Source organism: Thermogemmatispora sp., assembly GCF_019683635.1.
Taxonomy (GTDB): Bacteria; Chloroflexota; Ktedonobacteria; order Ktedonobacterales; family Ktedonobacteraceae; genus Thermogemmatispora.
Window position 1 is genome coordinate 1 of record NZ_JADGIA010000019.1, and the last position, 18,829, is coordinate 18,829.

Consider the following 18,829-nt stretch of genomic DNA (forward strand, 5'->3'; position numbering starts at 1 on the left):
ATACAATATAGCAATTAGTTATAATTTTTGGGAGGTAAACGGATGCATTCCGATCCTCGGCAGTTTGCCGTAGCCAATCCATTTGTGCAAGAGGTAGGGGAATGGCAGCAGGAAGCAGCGATTGTCACTCGTGATCTGGTGCGTGTCTTTGGCCAGAAGGTGGCGGTCAATCACCTCAACCTGGTGGTGAGGCGTGGCGAATTCTTCGGGTTTCTGGGTCCCAATGGAGCCGGTAAATCCACCACCATCAAAATGATGGTTGGTTTGCTGCGTCCGACGGCGGGCCAGGTCTGGGTGGCTGGCGTTGATGTCTGGCGAGAGCCGCTGCAAGCCCGTCGCCTGATGGGCGTGTTACCAGAGCAGCTCAATCTCTATGAGCGCTTAACCGGGCGTGAGTTCTTGACCTTCACCGGCCATATGTATGAGTTACCGAAAGGGGAGATCGAACGGCGCTCGTCCGAGCTGCTGCGCTTACTGGCGCTGGAGGAGGACGCCGACAAGCTCATCATTGACTATTCAGTTGGGATGCGCAAGAAAATTGCCCTGGCAGCGGCCCTGATCCATAATCCCCAGGTGCTTTTCCTGGACGAGCCCTTTGAGGGGATCGATCCAGTAAGCTCGCGAGTGATCCGCGACATCCTGCAAGACCTGACAAGGCGCGGGACAACGATCTTCTTCTCTTCCCATATTATGGAGCTGGTCGAGCGCCTCTGCTCGCGCGTGGGAATCATCAACCAGGGGGTGCTTGTAGCAGAAGGGACCCTTCAGGAGCTGCGAGCGCGGGCTAGCGGCACCGGTGATATGCCGCGCGACGCCACGCTGGAAGACATTTTCTTGAACGTGATCGGGGTGCGCAACGAGGAGCACAACTTGAGCTGGCTTGAATAAAGAGGAGATCTGTATGCCATCGAGTTTCCCTTCTGGTGGCCTTAGTAGTTTCAGGCTCGATCCACACAAGCTCCGCTGGCTGCTTTGGCTGCGTTGGCGTCTCTTTGTGCGCGGCTTGACACGCAGCCCGCAAAATATCATCTCGTTTGCTATCGGGGCCGTTTTGCTAGCTGCCTGTTGCGGCAGTACAGCCTTTGCCCTGACTATGGCCTATCGTCTGATAGCTCCTCCAGGCAATGTAGAGCTGCTCTATGTGGCCTTAACTGCTATTACATTGCTCTGGATTATGTTGCCAGTTTTCCAGTATGCCCAGAATGAGGGTCTGGATATCTCAAAGCTGCTCCAATTTCCCCTAACACGTGGGGAAATGATGGTTGGCCTCCTCATTGCTCAATTAATCGATTTATTGAGCTTTGGGTTGATACTGTGGCTGATCACAATTATCCTGGGCTTCACCCTCTCTCCTGGATTGCTGCTTTTAAATATAGCAGCCACGCTTATCTTTTTAGGATTTGTCGTGAGCTGCAGCCAGCTGGTGATGGCTCTTCTCTCTGGTCTCCTGCAGAACCGGCGTTTCCGTGATCTGAGCTATATAGTGATTATCCTCGGATTCGCTCTCTTTTACATTGCACAGCAGCTTTTGCTGCGCGGCATCTTTGTCGAGAACTTCACCAAAGGATTGATGCAGCGTCAGTATTCCCACTACCTCGCCTGGCTCCCACCCGGCTGGATCGCCCAGGCAATCGAGGCCGGACTAAATGGCAATTGGTTGGCCAGTCTGGGCTGGCTGCTGCTGGCGCTGCTACTCACACTGATCTTGCTCTACCTCTGGCTGCGGGTGCTAGAGCGAGTGGTCACACAGCCGGAAGTCGGGGGACGGAACCAGGCCGGACGCCTGTCGCAAAGAGCGAGGCCCGTTGTCTCTGGCACGGTGCCGTCTGCGTCTGCTGCCGAAGTGGCTGCTACTCCAGTCGTTGCCCAGGGCCAGGTCAGGGCCTCCTGGTTTGCCCGTTTCCTCTCTTCTCAGACATTTGCCATTGCCGCCAAGGATCTGCGTTACTTCCGGCGTGATCCTCAACTGCTCGGACAATTGATCATGCCCCTGGTCGTGGCCTGTGTGGCTTTGGTGGCCCCCTTCCTTGGCAGGAACGCAGATCGCGTTGCCGCAGATGACTGGTTCTTTCTCTTCTATCCCCCCTTCATTGTCTTCCTCTACCTCTCCATGCTCTCGATCAACGCCCTGGGGCTGGAGCGCAAGCCGCTGACGGTCCTGCTCCTTTATCCGATCAAGCCCGAGCGCCTCTTCTTTGGCAAAAACCTGGCGGTGCTTGTGCCTGCCCTGGTGCTTCTGCTGGCAATGCTCGCGTTTGAATGTCTCTTTCTGGGTCTCTGGCACTTCGTGCTGCCGTTCCTGGTTTCCGGGCTGGCGAGCATAGGTATTGTGCTTGGTTGGGGAAACCTTACCTCTGTCTTCTTCCCTCAACCTGTGATCCAGAGGCGTGGCATGCTTCTTACTGGCTCCGCCAGCTACAGCGGTGCTGGTTGTACGCGAGGCTTGTTACAGTTGCTGATCCTGGCTATCTCGCTGATCTCGCTGGCGCCAGTCATTCTGGCCATGCTTCTTCCAATCTGGTTCAACATGACCTGGCTCTGGATCATAACTATTCCTGTCTCTCTGGCCTATGGTCTCGCCTTTTACCTTCTTCTGACACGCTTTGTCGCCGCGCCGGCTCTGCTGCGCCGGGGGCCGGAGATCCTGGAGGCCGTGGTTCGCGATTAGGAACAAGGAGCCGCTGCGGAGCGGCAAGTCAGGCAGGAGAGTCCCTGCTCAAGCTGGCGGGCCGTCTCCCCTCTCGCCAGGAGAGGAGGAGGCGGCCCCTTCTTTCTTTCCTGTCTTCTTTCTCCCGCCTCAGCCTTTGCCATGCGGGGACTCCTCCTTTGACGGCTGGCTCCGCCCCAGGCGCTGACGTAGCCAGAAGAAGAGTACGGGCACAATGATCACCAGGCCGATCAGGGTGTAGAGAGCTACAGTCATGAAACGATCGCTTGATGCTGTTGTGGCAGGAGTTGTCCCCAGGGCGGGAGGATAGAGGCCGGTGATGATGAAATGTGGTGAGCCACCTACGTGGAAGACCTTGATGATCTGACGCGCCGGCACATCGAGCATGGCTACATCCCCATTGGCCAGGGCTGCAAAGCCGAATTGGCCATCGCTGGTGATGGCCACCGCCTGGGGAGCGGCGCTGAGGGTAAAACTGTGGTCTGGCTCCGCCGGCGGGGGACTGCCTGGGACGATAGGGGCCAACACATAGAGCTGCCGGCTCGCCTTGTCTGGCACGTAGATATCGCCTGTGATGGCATCATAATCCATGGCGCCGAAGTCTCCACCGCGGAAGAGCGTTGGATAGATTTCGCGTGTTCCCAGGTTGACCGCAATGATGCTGTGCTGGCGCGTGCTGACGTAGGCGATGGAGCCAAGGGGAATGGTGATCGAGAGCGGCCCCTGGGGAACAGGGACGGTGGCCAGACGCTGGCCAGAGGAATTATAGACTGCCAGGGCCTGGCTCTCTGAGACCCAGAGCTGGTTGCCTTTGCCTCCCGAGATACCGCTTCCGACCACGGCTACCGCCAGGCCAGCGATGTTGCTTGCCGCGCGTATCGTTCTCTCCAGCGCACAATTTGCGGGGTTGAGCACGCTGATGAGGGGGGCCTCGGGGCCAGCGGCATAGAGTAAATTGGCCCCTGGATCAAAAGCTACAAAGGAGGGAGCGCCGGCTACATGGGCTGAACAAAGCACCTGTCCCGTGCGAGCCGCAATCATGCTAACTGTACCGAGAGTGGGCTGGGCCACATAGAGAAAGCGTCCATCCAGGCTGAGATAGGCCATGTGGGGATCGCCTGCCAGGCGAATGGAGGGCTGGACCTGTTGCTTGACAATGTCGATCACACCGATGCCGTTGCCGCCGCCTGCTACATAGGCCAGGTTGGGTGCTCCCCCATCGGCTAGGGCCGGCAGCGGATTACCCAGGCTTGCGAGTGCAACGAGGCTCAGGATCGTCAGCAGCGATAGCAATAGAGACGTCAAGAAAGCCGATCCTCGTCCGACAAATGACATCCGCATGGTGTCTGTTCCTTGTTTGCTTGCTTGCTTGCTTTGGCTTGATGTACCGGCGATGCCGGTGAAGGCTGAGCCGTTTCTTGCTCATTGGCTCTCAGGCTCATCACGTGCTGGTTGGGGTCAGCGACTGCCAGTGCGCTCCATTGCCCTGACCGTTGAGCACATAGACTGCTGTTGGATAAGAGAGCGAAAGATAGAGCTGGAAAGGATTGAGCGGATCGACCGCCAGCTCGCTCAAGTTGCCGCGGATCGTTGGCAAACTGACCCAGCTCTGGCCACCATCAGTGCTGCAGTAGATGCTGGTAGCGGTTTCGCCGTAGAGAATGCGCGGGTTGCTGGGTGCAGCGACCAGGGAAGTCAAGAGAAAAAAGGAGCGTGCGCTTGTACTGCGCGTACTGGGCGTAAAGGTGCGGCCACCGTCGCGTGAGATATACATGCCGGCATCGCCGCTGGCGTAGATTGGCTGGTTGGGGCCGGCAGTGGTAACATCGAAGATGCCGCCATGAATGCCAGCAATCAGCTGCCAGTGAAGGCCGCCATCACTACTCAGCGCCATTCCTGCACTGCTATAGACCAGCAGATGGCCTGGTGCTCCCGGTAGCGGTAGGAGGCCGCTGATCACAGAGAAAGGCAGCTTCCCGGTCTCTCGGAAATGGCTTCCGCCGTCGTGGCTGACAAGCAAGCCGTACTCCTGACGCTCTGAGAGATAGATATAGACCTCGTTGGGACTATCGTTGCCAGCGGCGGCCAGGAAAATAGTGGTTCGCGTCAAACTGGCGCTGCTTGCCATCAGTTGCCAGGTCCTGCCCTGGTTCTTGCTCATATAGAGGCCCGGTGTGCCACGGGCGTTGCTCACGCTGGGGTAGGTCAGCACGTAGAGGCGCTGGGAATCAAGCGGGCTAACTGTGAGCGAGTAGGTCATAAGGTTTTCCATGAGTTGCCCTTGACCGCCAGCGACCTCCTGCCAATGCTGACCTCCATCCCCCGAGCGGAAAAGGCCGTAATGGGTGGCCAGGAGCAGGACATGAGGAGGGAGAGCAAGCAAGGAATGCACATGGTTAGCAGCACTTCCGAAACCGTTGCCCTCTGTGGCTACCGTGGGGGTCGACAGCGCCGAATCCTGGCCGCTGCCTGGCAGGCTGCAGGCCAGCATGCCCGCTGGCAGGAGCACGAAGAGTAAAATGAGCAGCACTGTTGGTCCAAGGTCCCCCCACCGGGAACGTCGTGGGCCGCCCCCGCTGCCCTGCCTCTGGTTCGGCGAGCGGCCTCGATGCCATCTAGCCAATACAGCAGCCATGCTCTTTTGTTCCCTCACTAGAAAGGAGTGAAAAACTTGATCTGCGTCTCATGAAGCTTGTTATCTATAGTTCTTATTTGCACGCGAGCCGACCAATTGCCACTCATGGTCAGATCACCCTGGCCGCTGAAGCTTCCGTCGGCGGCTGGCTGCAGGTTCAGTACCTCCGTGCCCATGTCCATATCGAGCATATTCAGGTAAAGCGTCACGCCGACCTGGGTCACCGGGCGCTGCGTTTGGCGATCGCTGACCTTGACGGTAAAGGTATTGGTGCCGAAACGGTTCGGCGAGACTGTCAGCGTTACCGTAAAGAGACCGTCGCTGGTGGTGGCGCTGGTCGTCAATGGTTTCGCAGTAGCGGTCGGGCTAGCTGTAGGAGCTGCTTGATTCAGGGCGGTGGTGGGGGTCAAAGTCCCGGCGAAGATATTCATCAGGCCGACGCAGATCAGCACCCCCACGCCAAGCAGTGGCTCCCAGCGCAGCACGGTTGTCAGGCGAGTGGTCAGCCTGGTCAGGCGCTTCTCCCGCAGCTTCAGCTGGCGGGTCCAACGTCCCTTCTGAATTCCTGTTTCAGGCTCCTCTGACGCCTTTTCTGTCTGCTGCGCTGTCGGGTTTGTCTGGCTCTGTTCCAGACGTTCAAGGCAGTAGGCATATTTGCCATACTCCTTTTTCAAACGCGGGCGCAGCAGCAGCACATGGAAAGCGCTGGTCGCGAGCAGAGCGGCCACCAGCACAATCTTGATCAGCAGCGCGCGCCCATAGGCCGTCGTAATCAGCTCTGCGGGACTGGTCAAATGGAACGAAGCGCTGAAGGGGCCAGTGATGGTCAGCAAGAGCACGCCAGCAATTGCCCACGGAGAATAGTACGGCAGAACTGCTGTTAAGGATTGTGCGCGCAATGGAGGGGCATGCCGCTCTAACAGAGGTAGGTAGCATGTGACGATGTAGAACATGCCACCAATCCAGAAAGCCGAGCCGAGTAAGTGCAGCCAGTCAATCAGGACTGAAAAGAGGACGAGATTGCTGCTCACCGCGGCGGCGTGGCTGGAGAGGGTCATAGCGCCGAAGAGGGCCAGACCGAGAAGGAGATTCAGCCAGGCGCAGGCACGTTCGAAAGGAGCGGTGCGCCGACGGTTCAGGAGTTGATAGAGTGCCACCGCCAGAGCCAGCAAGATTATCACCTCGCGCCCCAACCAGAAGGTGCCAAAGCGGCTGCTTGTGACCATACTCAGCAAGAGAGAGGGAGCCAGGGCGCCGCTCCATTGGCCATTGCTCAGAAAGAGGGCCTGACCGACAAGCACGCCCAGATTAGCCACTAGCAGCATCAGCAGGGTGGGAACGGCAAAGCGACGAGTGAAGCGTGAAGGCATAGCCTGCACGATGGCCTCCGCCTCGGGGTTATCGCTGCCCTCGCCGGCAGGGACCGCCTCCAGGACAAAAAAGCGCCACAGCTGGGCCCCCATCCAGAAGATGGCCCCCAGTTCGCTCAGGGTCACTGCCACCAAGTTGAAAAGGCCGACGGCATCGATTTGGCCCGTGTAAAGGCTGCTCGTATTGCCACCGCCGAGCAGGTCCTGGCCGGGTGGGGGTGCGCTGGCGTTCAGATGGGGTACTGTGCCGTTAGGTTCGACAATCGTGAATAGAAACGAGCCACGAAGGACATGCCCATCGACGTTGGAGACGCTGCGCCAGACAACCACATACACGTCGGGAGGCAGGTCCGCTTTTAAGCCGAGATCAAGCTCAGTGGGGTCGCTGGGTGAGACATGAGCATTCCCTGTATCGACACGCTGATTATGGCTATTGACCACGACGGCACTGCTCAGTGCCGGATTCAAATCCTCGCTGAACCAGAGACGAACCTCTGTCGGAGCGGTCCGCAAGAGGGCATCCTGAGAGGGATCGGAGCGTAGGAGCACCGCATGGGCCTCTGCCGTGCCGGGAAAGAGCAGGAACAGGGCCAGGGCCACAAGCGCCGCTCCGATCATCAGGCGCCAGCGGGCCGAGCGACGTAAATCCTTGTGCATCAGCATTGTCCTGTCCTCGGCTGCATGGGGATGATCATGGTCTTACTTGGCCTCTCCTTACTTACCTACTGTATGGATACGCAAACATGGCGGGAAAGATCTTGGTAAGAAGCAGAAAACAGATTCTTCACTGCCCCTGGTCAGTTCCCATTGTCCGATGATTACCACAGGGTGTCAAGAGACGGGGGGCGTCGCTGCAGCGCCTGGTGCGCCCCGGGACCCAGAGCTGATGAGAGAGACTCGACGCTTGTGGCTCAGGTAGGCTATAATAATACTGTATGATGGAGAGCACCAGCGATCTTGCAGAACTGGAAGCCCGATTACAGATTACCTTTCACGATCGACGATTGCTGGAGCGCGCGCTGACGCATCATTCCTGCTGTCCTGAGACGGCCATCCGTGACTCGTACGACACGCTGGAATTTCTCGGTGATGCGATCATCAGCGCCCACGTCGTGGAGTATATTTATCGCAACTTCCCGGAGGCCTCCGAAGGAGAAATGACCTCGCTCAAGTCGGAGGTAGTCAGCCGACGGGTGCTCTCGCGCATCGGACGCCAGCTTGGCCTCTTTGATTTCGTACGTGTCGATACCGCCAGTTTGCGCACCTTCAATGAGCGCTCGCGTGATTCCCTGTGCACCGATGTTCTAGAGGCTCTGGTTGGCGCCATTCACATTGATCAGGGGCCAGAAGTCGCCCGTGAGTTCGTGGCCCGGTGGATTTTTCCGGTCGTCAACGAGGTGCACAGGCAACTCTTCAATAGCAATCCCAAAGGACGCCTGCAAAACATCCTACTCCATCGCTCCGGTTGCCTGCCCCGCTATCGTGTCCTGGAGGAGGGTGGCAGCCGCAATGACCGCACCTTCACCGTTGGTGTCTTCGAACATGACCTGCTGCTCGGCGTTGGCACGGCTTCCAGCATCAAGGAAGCAGGGCGCCTGGCTGCCCTCGACGCCCTCCGCTCACTCCAGCCGGAAGGGTCTCCCGAGACCCCACCCTGAAGCGAGCCTTTCTCTTGCCCTTGTGGCTCGCACTCATCCCTGGTTCGCATAGTTAGCCGGCTGTCTGGCTGTCTCCTTCTCTTCTTCCCTCAGTCTGGTGGGTGGAGGAGAAGCGGCGGCTTGCAGGGACTGGTTGGCCGATGTAGAATGGTAGTGCTCAATTGGAGATGCGTGAGTAGCGTACCTGGAGCCTGGTCCTGGGCGGCCTCTGCGGCGATGTAGGGGCTTCTTCCTCGGGCTACGCTGCTGTAAAACCTGGTCTGCTGCCTCTGGTCTTTGCTTAGCAGCCAAGCAGCGTAAATGCGCATCGGAGGCGAAGGCTGCCTTGCACAGAGCAGAGCCGAGCGGAGCGGCAGGCTGGCGCGACGCACACAGGAACTGGCTGGCTAAGGAGCTGGCCAGACGTTTAGCCTGACCATATCAGGCGCAGGTTTCAGCGAGGTTGGACAAAGGAGTCACCTTATGGCTGCAACTCGTCCCATTCGCGTGTTGGTTGCCAAACCAGGACTGGATGGGCATGACCGTGGCGCGAAAGTTATCGCCCGTGCCCTGCGTGATGCAGGCATGGAGGTTATCTATACGGGCATTCGTCAAACACCAGAGATGATTGTGGAAGCCGCCATTCAGGAAGATGTCGATGCCATCCTCCTGAGCATCCTCTCCGGCGCGCACATGGCTCTCTTCCCCCGCATTATGGAGCTGCTGCAGCAGAACGGCGTCACCGATGTCCTCGTAGCCGCCGGGGGGATCTTGCCCGATGAGGACATCCCCGCTATTAAAGCGATGGGCATTAAGGGTTGCTTTGGCCCGGGAACCCCCGTTGAGCAGATCATTCAGTTCGTGCGTGAGAATATTCACCCTGAGCGTCTCCAGGTAGAGGTGTAGGTGCGGCTTGCAGAACCAGAATCAGAATCTAATCGAGCGTCTTCTGAGCGGCGACCGGCGCGCGCTGGCTCGTATGGTGACCCTCATCGAAAATGGGGTACCTGGTATTCGCGATTGCCTGGCTGAGTTGCATCGACACGCTGGGCGCGCTCACATCATAGGCATCACAGGATCTCCTGGTGTAGGCAAGAGCACCCTGGTGACCCAGCTCACGCGCGAATTTCGCCAGCGTGAGCGACGTGTAGCGGTGATCGCCGTTGATCCCACCAGTCCCTTCTCTGGTGGGGCATTGCTTGGCGACCGTATTCGCATGATGGAGCTGGCTGGCGATCCGGGCGTCTTCATTCGGAGCATGGCCAGCCGCGGAAGCCTGGGGGGCCTCTCCGCCGCTACCCGTGATGTCGTGCGGGCTATGGATGCTGCCGGTTACGACCCGATTCTTATTGAGACCGTCGGCACCGGGCAGGCCGAGGTCGAAATCATGCGAGCCGCGCATAGCGTCATGGTGGTGTGTGCTCCCGGCCTCGGCGATGAGGTTCAGGCCCTCAAGGCCGGTATTCTGGAGATCGCTGATCTCTTTGTCGTCAGCAAGAAAGATAAGCCGGGCGCCAACCAGACTGCTGCCGAGCTGGCCATGCTCTTGAGTCTGGCCCCCGACCGACGGACAGCGGCCTGGCGCATTCCGATTATCCTGACCAGCGCCCTCAAAGGCGAGGGGATTGATCAACTTGTGGACGCTCTGGAGCGTCATCGTCGCTTTCTGCAAGACAGCGGCCTGCTCCGGCAGCGTGCTCAGCGTCAGATCCGCAGTGAAATTGAAGCGCTGATCGTACAAAAGGTGCTTCAGCACCTTGAAGAGGAGGTCAGTCCCGGCGAGTGGCAGCGCCTGCTGGGCGAGATCAGCGAGCGGGCACGCGATCCCTATAGCGTCGCACGTGAGCTGGAGGAGCGTCTTGGCCTGCCTCGCTGAGCGCCATTCCACTCCGCTCCGGTCAGGCGATCGGGCAGCTGCAGCCGGGAGGGGCGTGGCGTCAGGTTGGACAAAGCCGCAGCAAGGGAAGAGCGAGGAGAGCAGGCATGATTGTGATTGATCTGCGCGGACGTGATCTTGTGTTGTGGCCGCCTGCTGAGTGGGGCGTCTTGTCGACGGAGGAGCTGTTGCGGCGCCTCTTTGGGCCGCACCTGCCGAAGCGGGTTGCGGCCCAACTTGGGCGCGATCGTCGTCATGGCTTCTTGCGCACGCTGCCCATTCATTTCGCCGCCGTCAAACATGCCTTGAGTCAGCAGGGAACCCCTTTTCAGGTTGCCTTCGACGAGCGTCCGGCTCTTCCCTTCGTCCCGATGCCCGCTGTGGAAGCGCGTCCGTACCAGCAGGAGGCTCTGGAGCGCTGGCTGGCTGCGGAAGGAGCGGGGGTTATCGTCCTGCCGACTGGAGCGGGCAAAACGGTGGTGGCGGCCCTGGCTATCCACTCTCTGCGGCTCTGGACAGTGGTGGTGGTCCCCACCATTGACCTGCTGCAGCAATGGCGACTGGCTCTAGCCTCCATGCTGCAACTGGCGCCAGAGCAGATCGGCCTCTTCGGGGGTGGCGACAAGAATCTGCAGCCGATCACCATCATCACCTATGATTCTGCGGCTCTCTATCCGCTAGAGCTGCGACGCTTTGGCTTGCTCATCTTTGACGAATGTCACCACCTCCCGGCACCGACCTATCGCCAGATTGCGCTCAGTGCTTTTACACCCTGCCGCCTCGGCCTCAGTGCCACTCCTGAGCGCAGCGATATGGCTCACCTGGAGCTAGAAGAACTCATCGGTCCCGAGGTCTACCGGCGCGGCCCAGAGGAGCTAACCGAAGATCGCTACCTGGCCCAGTATCGAGAAATCCGTATTGAGGTAACGCTTCCTCCCGAAGACCAGCAGCACTATGCCGAGCAGCGGGCCATCTATCGCTCCTTCCTCCGTCGTCGCCGGATCGCTATTCGCTCGCCGGAAGATTTCCAGCAGAAGCTGATCTTTCTCAGCGCACGCGACAAGGAGGCCCGAGCAGCCATGCGTGCCTGGCGAGAAGCGCGTCGCATCGCTCTCAACGCAACTGCCAAATATGAGCAGATCGAGCAATTGCTCAAACGCCACGCCTGTGACCAGGTGATCCTCTTCTCCGAATATAACCAGGTTGTTGAAGAGATCAGCCGGCGCTTCTGTCTGCCCAGCGTCACCTACAAGACTGCTGCAGAGGAGCGTCAGCTTATTCTAGAGCGCTTCCGCCGAGGGCAATACAGTAAGCTCGTTACTGGACGTGTCCTTAACGAGGGAGTTGACCTTCCCGACTGTCGCGTGGCTATCATTGTCAGCGGGAACAGCACCAGGCGCGAATATATCCAGCGTCTGGGACGGGTTCTGCGACCCAAGGAGGGGCAAGCCATCCTCTACGAGCTGGTCACCAGCGGCACGACTGAAGAGGAGATCGCTCGTCGACGGCGCCAGTCCTCTTGAGTGCCACGAGCCAGGCTTTTTTTGCCTCCAGGCCTCTCTTCCTTGCTAAGGCGGAGGTGAGAGGGAGGGGCTTCCTGCCTGCAGAGAACGGCTTGCCTCGAATCTGGACAAAGCAACCTGCTGCTCTAGCTTCCGCTCATTACTGCTCAGACTTTTTGCAGGGGTACCGCAGCCAGATACTGACACTCGACGTAGGCTTGATACATCCCTGCCGAACCCTGGTCCATCGTGGGCTGGTCGCTGGGTGGAATCACGCGTCCTGTATAGGAGTCTGCTGCGGCCTTCTTCAACTGCAGTGCCAGATCAAGCGCGCTCTGACTGCCCATCTGGTCCAAAGGAGTTTGAGCCAGTTTAGCGCTGTAGGTACGCATATTGGCCAACCACTGGCGTAGATCGCTCAAGGCATTATTAATATGCTGGATGTGCTGCAGCATCGGGCTATTCTGACCAGCGACCTCTTGCAAGTGGCTGATCTCGCTGGCCATCATATCGAGGTACCCTGGAGTAGACGGCGAAGAAATGAGGCCGATCGGGATCTGTAGGAGCGCAGGCTGATTAGCGGGAAGGTCACCGCTGCTATGAGCGTAGTTGGTACCGTCGATCATGGTAATAATGCGATTCGCCTGGCGCCAGGCCAGACCGTAGTCGTGGGGACCTTGCAAATCATCAACGATGCTGCTGGCCTTATCATTAATGGACTTAATTGTCTCGAACATCTCCACAGCGATGCCAACCTTCTCGGGCAGGCCCGGGGCGAGGTAGAGCAAATGCTGCAGATAGGAAAGCGCGGCGCCGTTCAGATTACCAGCATAGACCTTGGGTCCTGCGGGAGCCTGCGGTTGCTGCTGACCGTCTTCCAGGGTCACAAAGAAACCGGTAGCTACTGAGAGCAGATTTGTATGCTGGGCATCACCTGGATAGACCAGGGTGGCCTTGCCGTTGGAGATCGGTAACTTCCCGAGGGGGATAATGCGGGAGCCGCTGGCCTGCATCCAGGCGTAATAGCCCTGGTTCGCTGCCGGAGCAGGCAGGCCGGAGATCTCGATACGGAGCACATCGGCGTGACCCAGAGCGTCATCCTGGAAAAAGACGTAGCCGGGAATGCTGGGCGTCGCTGGTTGACTACTCGGCTGACTTTGATGGGGCCAGAGGCTGGCGAAACTTGCACCCAAAATAATAATACAGAGAACAACCCCGCTGATGATGGCGTAGCTGAGAGGAAACTCCTTCCCACGTCCTCGGACTGGAACGGCGGGCAGCACCGCTGTAGTCGCTGGAGGCAGAGCAGGCGCAGGAGGAGCGGGCGGGAGAGGTTGAGGAAGACGAGCGGGAACGGGAGCCGGCAAAGGCGTACTTGGGGCCGCTCCGCCCTCCGGGGTAACCACCGGGATGCGTCGTGTCGTCTGGGCGGTGGCCGCGGGCAGCGGGCCGGAGAGAGCACTAGGCTCCTCCGCGGAACCCTGGCCATCGCGGAGAAACTCATCACCCAGCGAAAGCTGACCCGTAGGGAGCGCCGCGCAGGCTTCTGCTACCGCCTCGGCCAGCGCTGAAGCGCTGCGGAAGCGCGTTGCCGGGTCTTTGGCGATTGCACGGAGAATCACCTCTGAAAGGCCTGGCGGAATGCTGGAATTAATCAAGATCGGAGGGGTTGGCAGCACGTTAATATGCTGCATCATCAGGGCGACGGCGCTCTCACTGCGGAAAGGCTGGACCCCAGTGCACAGCTCATACAGGATGACGCCGAGCGAGTAAATATCGCTTCGCTCAGTAGGGGGCTGACCACGAGCTTGCTCGGGTGAGATGTAAAGGGCGCTCTGCAAGCTGCTCGTCCCTTTGAAAAGCGTGGCGAGGCCAAAATCAGCAATGCGCGGCTCGCCGATCTTACTGTGCAAAGCATGGCGCTGGTCCAGCAGGATATTGGAAGGCTTCAAACCGCCATGAATAATGCCCTGCTGGTGAGCGTAGTCGAGGGCAGCTCCAAGGGCCTTAAAAAGGTAGACAAGGGCGGAAATAGGAGGAAAGAGGCCCTTGCGCAGCGTATGCTGAATATAATGGGCCAGAGTCTCCCCCTCCACGTACTCCATCGCCATACAGGCCGTCGTGCTGTTGGTCTCCGGTACGCGGAGCACCTCGAAGCCGAGCAACGACACAATATTGGGATGATGCAGGGCGCTTAGCATCTGGCCAGCTTGCTGGAAGCGTGCCAGGAAGTTGGGATCGGCCTGCAAATCGCTGTGGAACAGCTTGAGCGCTACCACCTGGTTGCGCTCAAGGTCGTAGGCCATCCAGACCTCGCCCAGGCTGCCACTGCCCAGTTGCTGCTGTAATCCATATCTGCCAATGCGGCGCGGGATGGTGCTCATAGCAACCCCCCTCTGTTCAGGATGGTGGTTATCCTACAGTGTGTATGCTCTCTCCCTGAAATAGAACACGGTCGCAAGCGCCCATTTTTGTGAGGATAGCGCTGCGCTGCTTCCCTGCCCAAGCGGAGCGCCCGAGGGCGAGAGTGGCCGTCAACCAGCCCAATGCCCATCCATTGCCTTCCCGTGAGTACTATACCAGATGCGGGACAACCATGCAATGAGATCATACCAATGTCTCTGGGTCAGCTTCTTTACAAGCTTCACGACAAAACTCTTTTTGATAGAAATAATTTTATCGATCATAATAATATTTTTGTTGCCTTCCCTCTGGAGAACCCCCTATGTGCGTCCTACCCTTATGGGATGGGAGAAAGGTCCCACCACTGGCCCGACCGCTGGCCTGCTTGTGGCAGAGAGGTCACTGCTAGGCAGTGCCGCTTGTTTGCGATATAATGCCTCTGTCCGTTAGAGAACGACGGGGGCGAGAAGTCAGGGAGATCGTGTGTGCGTCTCAGTCTACAAGATGTCAAGAAGCAGGTCTACCGTCGCGGCGGCGAACGCTATCTAGCGCTGCGCTGGCTGCAGCCGGGAGAGCTAGGTGCCGAGATCGCGCAGCTCCTCGCCTACTATGAAGGGCTGCTCGGGCAACCGCGACGGGCCTTTTCTCTAGATGAAGCGCGTGCCTGTATTGGTGACTATCGTCTTGCCGACGGTCTGATAGCCGTTCTTGGAACCTGGTACACCTGGCAGCAGCCGGCCTGGACCGACGAGCTGAACCACCTCGCCGCCGGTGAGCAAGCGCTGATGGCTCTCCAACAAGCGGGCATTTCCTCCTCTGTTCAGCTCCGTCTTGCGCTCTTCGACTATGTCAACAGCAGCTACGACGGTTTTCTGGCCGGCAGCGAACGCACGGCGGCCCTCACAGCCTTTGCGGCCCGTTTCTCTCTCTCGCTCCCCGAGCTAGATCGGCTGCTCATCCTCGACAATGAGGACGAGGCCCGTCTGGTGCGAGTGAGCGAAAGTGTTCCCCAGCTGGCGCTGATCGTCGCCCATTACAACCAGGCTATCTTTGAGGCAGCCTTGAGCAGCGCGGCTCGGGTGACCTTTCTCCTCGACTGTCAGGCGTTGAGGGCTGTCGAGCCGGTCGGCCTGGGAGCGGTGATCAAACGCTTCTGCTACCTGGCGCGCCGTCTGGGCGTCTATTATGATCTGGATTACGCTGCTGAGCTGGATGGTGATCCTCTGCCGCTCTCCGATAGAGATCAGCCCGCGCGTCTGCGCTTGACCTGTTATGGTCCCCAGGAAATGACAGGCCTCCCTCAGCAGTATGGGCAGCGACTGGCCCGTCTCTGTCGCTTGCTCCTGGAGTACGCTCCGTCTCCCGCGACGGGCACAAGCGCCCGTCGGCGCGGGCGCAGCGGTGAGCGACTGCGCAAAGCCATTGTGGCTGCCGAGGCCCTGGTCTATCTAGGCGAACGAGCCTATCACCTGCCCCTGGACCCCGCTCTGCTCTCCCTGCTGACCTTGCCAGAGGAGGACCAGACGGGACGGCCAGCCGAGGCGGGCGAGCCTCTCTTTGACAGCGAGCTGGAAAGCACCTTCGCCGCTGCCTTCCAGGCGCTCGAACGTGGTCCGGGTCAAGGACTGGAAGGCTGGTGCCTGGAGCGTGAGCCTGAGCCGCTTCTGCTGCGAGAAGGCATCTTTATCCCCGATTTTGCTCTTTCACGAGGACAGCAGCGCCTTTATGTCGAGATCCTGGGCTTCTGGACACCTTCTTATCGAGAACGTAAAATACAGAAATTGCAGCAGTTGCAAGGACGTAGCGATATTATTCTTCTCGTACCTCGCGAGGCGCGGGCAGCCTTTGCCTCCCTGGAAGGAGCCTTTCCTATCGTGAACTACGATGGCCAGGTGGCCCTCAGCGATCTCCTGCATCTGCTCCGCAGCCGTTACGATGACTTCCCCGGGCGCCTGGCCCTCCTCGATCGAGAGGCGGTACGGCAGCAGATTCGTCGGGAGAACTTCATTGCTGAGCGTGACTGCTACACCTTGCTGCGCTGCTACCGGCGGACTGAGCTGGAACAGGCAGCAGCGGTCATCAGTGATCAGAGTATTCGCTTTCTTCCTGGCGTTGGTCTCTATACGTGTGAGTGGTTTGAACGCTTTGCCGCCTCGTTCGTAAAGTGGGTAGAAGAACGTGGTACAACGGCCTGGAGCGCTGTAGCGGCTGAGCTACGCCTGCGATGGCCATGCCTGGTGGACTGCGATGATGCGGCCCTGGAGGCCCTGCTTGAACAGCTTGAAGGCGTGAGCGTCGAGCACAGCTCCATCTTTGAGACACGGATCACCTATAGAGGCGTAGAGAGCACAACTACAACCGAGGCCACCAGCGCCAGCAGCGAACCACCGTCGGTCGCCATCCTGCCAGCGGAGCGGCCTACGCGTGAACGCAAACCGCGTTCCGGCGCGGGAAGCTCGGGCGAAAAAGAGCGTCGCCCGCGTGCCTCTCAGGATCTAGCGCAGCCTGATCTCTGGGCTTGAGCAGGGCACGGCAGTGCCACCATCTCTGTTCTCTGCTTGCTGGGTAGTCAGAATAACAAGGGAATTGCTTCTTAAGGATAGAGAATGGACGTCAATGAGCTTCTAGGCGTGACGCTTGGCACATGTACACTGGAGCGGATCATTGGGCGGGGCGGCATGGGAGCTGTCTTTCTGGCACAGCAATCGCGGCCTGTGCGCACAGTCGCCGTCAAGGTGCTGATTCCTTCCCTCAGCTACGACCCTGAAGAGCAACGCAATTTCTTAGAGCGCTTTCGACGCGAAGCTGATACTGTTGCTCGTCTAGAACATAAAAATATTCTTCCTATCTATGAATATGATGAGGCACTCGTTGGCAACGAGCGACTGGCCTACCTGGTCATGCCCTACATGCGTGGGGGAACGCTGCGCGACCGTATCGATGAGATGAAGCGCGAGGGGCGGCACTTTGATCTGCGCATCATCGTCAGCTACATGAGCCAGCTTGCTGATGCTCTCAACTATGCCCACAACTTCGGCATCGTCCACCGCGATGTCAAGCCGGCGAACCTGCTCTTCCATCTAGACGGGCGCTTGCTTTTGAGCGACTTCGGCATTGTGCGCCTGGAGACCTTACCGGCCTTGACCGCCATTGGTGATTTTCTAGGGACCGTTGAGTACGCCTCGCCTGAGCAGGTCAGCACCAGCGAAGTCGATCATCGCTCTGACATCTATTCGATGGGGGTCGTACTCTACGAACTTTTGACCGGTGAAGTGCCCTTCACTGGTACTACGCCCTTTATCGTCATGAACAAGCACCTGAGCGAGCCTGTGCCTTTGCCGAGCCAGAAGCGTCCCGACCTGCCACCGGCGGTTGAAGAGGTCGTTCTCAAAGCCCTGGCCAAGCGTCCCGAAGATCGCTATCAGAGTGCGCTAGAGCTGGCTGCCGCCCTGCGCAGCGCTGTACTCGGGGCCTTACCCACGCCTGCTTCGGGCGTATTGCGCATCAGCGGCAATGCTGACAACAGCGATCTGACCGTTGCCGAGCCGGTGAGAGAGGCTGTGAGAGAGGCCGTGAGCGAGGCTGTGAGCGAGGCCGTAGGGGCGAGGCCGAAAGGCTGGGAGGGAGGCGCCCCCCCAGCAGGGCGCGCCCCCTGGCAGCAAGGGCCGCGACCCTGGGAATGGCCTTCGCAACACCAGGTTCAGGAGCAGTTCACGCCGCCTGTTTCGCCGGATGAAGAGACCGAGCCAGCCCCGATCTTCCACGAGGGGCGGCGTCTCTTTTACTATAGCCTAATCCTCATCGCCCTGGTGGCCCAATTCCCGATTCTGGCCCTGCTCTACGCCCTCAGCAGCGGCAAGGGCGTGTTGCTGGCTGATCTCGGGGTCTTGCTGGCCACGGGTATCAATCTGCTGGCCCTCGCCGCCCTTGGATTCTGCGGCGTCACACGCTCCTCTCTGCGCAACGTCAGAGGAGCCATCTACCGCACCAGTGCGGCCTCGCTGGTTGCCTTGGCGGGCGCCACGCTCCTGGTTGGCCTGGCCGATGCCGCCGCTCCCTGGCTGCCACTGCTGGCCTATACCCTACTTTTAGGCAGCAACATCTATGCCGTGCGTCAGCTGGGGCAGGTCGATGTGGCCCATGACCAGGTCGAGGTTGCTCCAGTCCATTGGCGCGCCGCTGCTGAGGCGGCTCTCACCGGACTCTTGCCTCTTACTATCATCTTGATTCTGACGTTAGCCACCTCGGCTCAGCACCTCTTTGCTTCCAATTTGCTCAACATGCTTGGTTTATTGCTTATTGCACTTGTAGCTGCTCCAACGCCAGGCGCGGTGGTGTCTATTGAGACGCGCAGACTCTCCACAGCCTCCTTCATACGCACCAGTGCCTGTGCAGGCCTCTTCATGTTTCTCGCTGCCTTCCTGTTCGCCTCCGCCTGGGGATTACTCGTCGCGAGACAGAGCTGGTTCTTTGCCCAGTTTAATCCTCCCTGGATAGCCCTGCTCCTCTGGGCAGGTCTGCTGGCCCTGATCGGCTCCCTACGCGGCTTGCTCGATGCCTATCTCTACCTGCGCCTGACCCCCCACAGCCACTAAGACTGACTGGGCTGGTAGGGATGGCCCGGCCTCTCAACATTGACAAGCCTGGCTTGACGGAGACGGCGCTATAGGGTATACTGTCCCCAAAAACTAGAACAAATTTTCTAGCCGTCCCCAAAGCCTGAGCGCAAGAAAGGAAG

12 protein-coding genes are annotated in these 18,829 nt (G+C 59.0%); 8 read left to right on the forward strand and 4 right to left on the reverse strand.

The features are described from left to right. Window positions 1-42: 42 nt before the first annotated feature. Window positions 43-888: an ABC transporter ATP-binding protein gene (locus IRZ31_RS03935; RefSeq protein WP_297149777.1), complete on the forward strand. Its 846-nt coding sequence runs from the start codon at window positions 43-45 to the stop codon at window positions 886-888. A 13-nt stretch (window positions 889-901) separates the two neighbouring features. Beyond that, on the forward strand, window positions 902-2,668 hold the full coding sequence (locus IRZ31_RS03940; RefSeq protein WP_297149780.1) for a hypothetical protein: 1,767 nt from the start codon (window positions 902-904) through the stop codon (window positions 2,666-2,668). 129 nt (window positions 2,669-2,797) lie between these two features. On the opposite strand, the gene IRZ31_RS03945 is transcribed toward IRZ31_RS03940, so the two are convergent. From IRZ31_RS03945 to IRZ31_RS03955, 3 genes are all read right to left on the reverse strand, one after another. Next, window positions 2,798-4,009, reverse strand: a complete 1,212-nt coding sequence (locus IRZ31_RS03945; protein WP_297149785.1) for a hypothetical protein — start codon at window positions 4,007-4,009, stop codon at window positions 2,798-2,800. A 100-nt stretch (window positions 4,010-4,109) separates the two neighbouring features. Further along, window positions 4,110-5,198, reverse strand: coding sequence for a sialidase family protein (locus tag IRZ31_RS03950; protein ID WP_297149787.1), 1,089 nt, complete (start codon window positions 5,196-5,198; stop codon window positions 4,110-4,112). 122 nt (window positions 5,199-5,320) lie between these two features. Further along, window positions 5,321-7,336 carry a copper resistance protein CopC gene (locus tag IRZ31_RS03955; RefSeq protein WP_297149792.1) on the reverse strand — a complete coding sequence of 672 codons (2,016 nt, stop codon included), beginning with the start codon at window positions 7,334-7,336 and terminating at the stop codon, window positions 5,321-5,323. A gap of 272 nt (window positions 7,337-7,608) precedes the next feature. On the opposite strand from IRZ31_RS03955, the gene rnc reads away from it, so the two are divergent. The 4 genes from rnc to IRZ31_RS03975 all read left to right on the forward strand — a co-directional run bounded on the left by rnc (window position 7,609) and on the right by IRZ31_RS03975 (window position 11,709). Further along, a complete protein-coding gene (gene rnc / locus IRZ31_RS03960) occupies window positions 7,609-8,331 on the forward strand; it encodes a ribonuclease III (RefSeq protein ID WP_297149794.1) in 723 nt (240 codons plus the stop codon). Window positions 8,332-8,793: 462 nt separating this feature from the next. Beyond that, on the forward strand, window positions 8,794-9,216 hold the full coding sequence (locus IRZ31_RS03965; RefSeq protein WP_297149797.1) for a cobalamin B12-binding domain-containing protein: 423 nt from the start codon (window positions 8,794-8,796) through the stop codon (window positions 9,214-9,216). Between the two features lie 7 nt (window positions 9,217-9,223). Continuing rightward, window positions 9,224-10,186 (forward strand): methylmalonyl Co-A mutase-associated GTPase MeaB, encoded by a 963-nt coding sequence (meaB, locus tag IRZ31_RS03970; RefSeq protein ID WP_297149799.1) that lies wholly within the window; start codon window positions 9,224-9,226, stop codon window positions 10,184-10,186. Window positions 10,187-10,293: 107 nt separating this feature from the next. Further along, a complete protein-coding gene (locus IRZ31_RS03975) occupies window positions 10,294-11,709 on the forward strand; it encodes a DEAD/DEAH box helicase (protein ID WP_297149801.1) in 1,416 nt (471 codons plus the stop codon). Between the two features lie 146 nt (window positions 11,710-11,855). On the opposite strand, the gene IRZ31_RS03980 is transcribed toward IRZ31_RS03975, so the two are convergent. Next, window positions 11,856-14,072 (reverse strand): serine/threonine-protein kinase, encoded by a 2,217-nt coding sequence (locus tag IRZ31_RS03980; RefSeq protein ID WP_297149804.1) that lies wholly within the window; start codon window positions 14,070-14,072, stop codon window positions 11,856-11,858. A 504-nt stretch (window positions 14,073-14,576) separates the two neighbouring features. On the opposite strand from IRZ31_RS03980, the gene IRZ31_RS03985 reads away from it, so the two are divergent. Both IRZ31_RS03985 and IRZ31_RS03990 read left to right on the forward strand, forming a co-directional pair. Further along, the gene (locus IRZ31_RS03985; RefSeq protein WP_297149807.1) at window positions 14,577-16,613 is read left to right on the forward strand and encodes a DUF790 family protein; all 2,037 of its coding nucleotides are present in this window, start codon (window positions 14,577-14,579) and stop codon (window positions 16,611-16,613) included. 84 nt (window positions 16,614-16,697) lie between these two features. Then, a complete protein-coding gene (locus IRZ31_RS03990) occupies window positions 16,698-18,686 on the forward strand; it encodes a serine/threonine-protein kinase (protein WP_297149810.1) in 1,989 nt (662 codons plus the stop codon). Window positions 18,687-18,829: the final 143 nt, after the last annotated feature.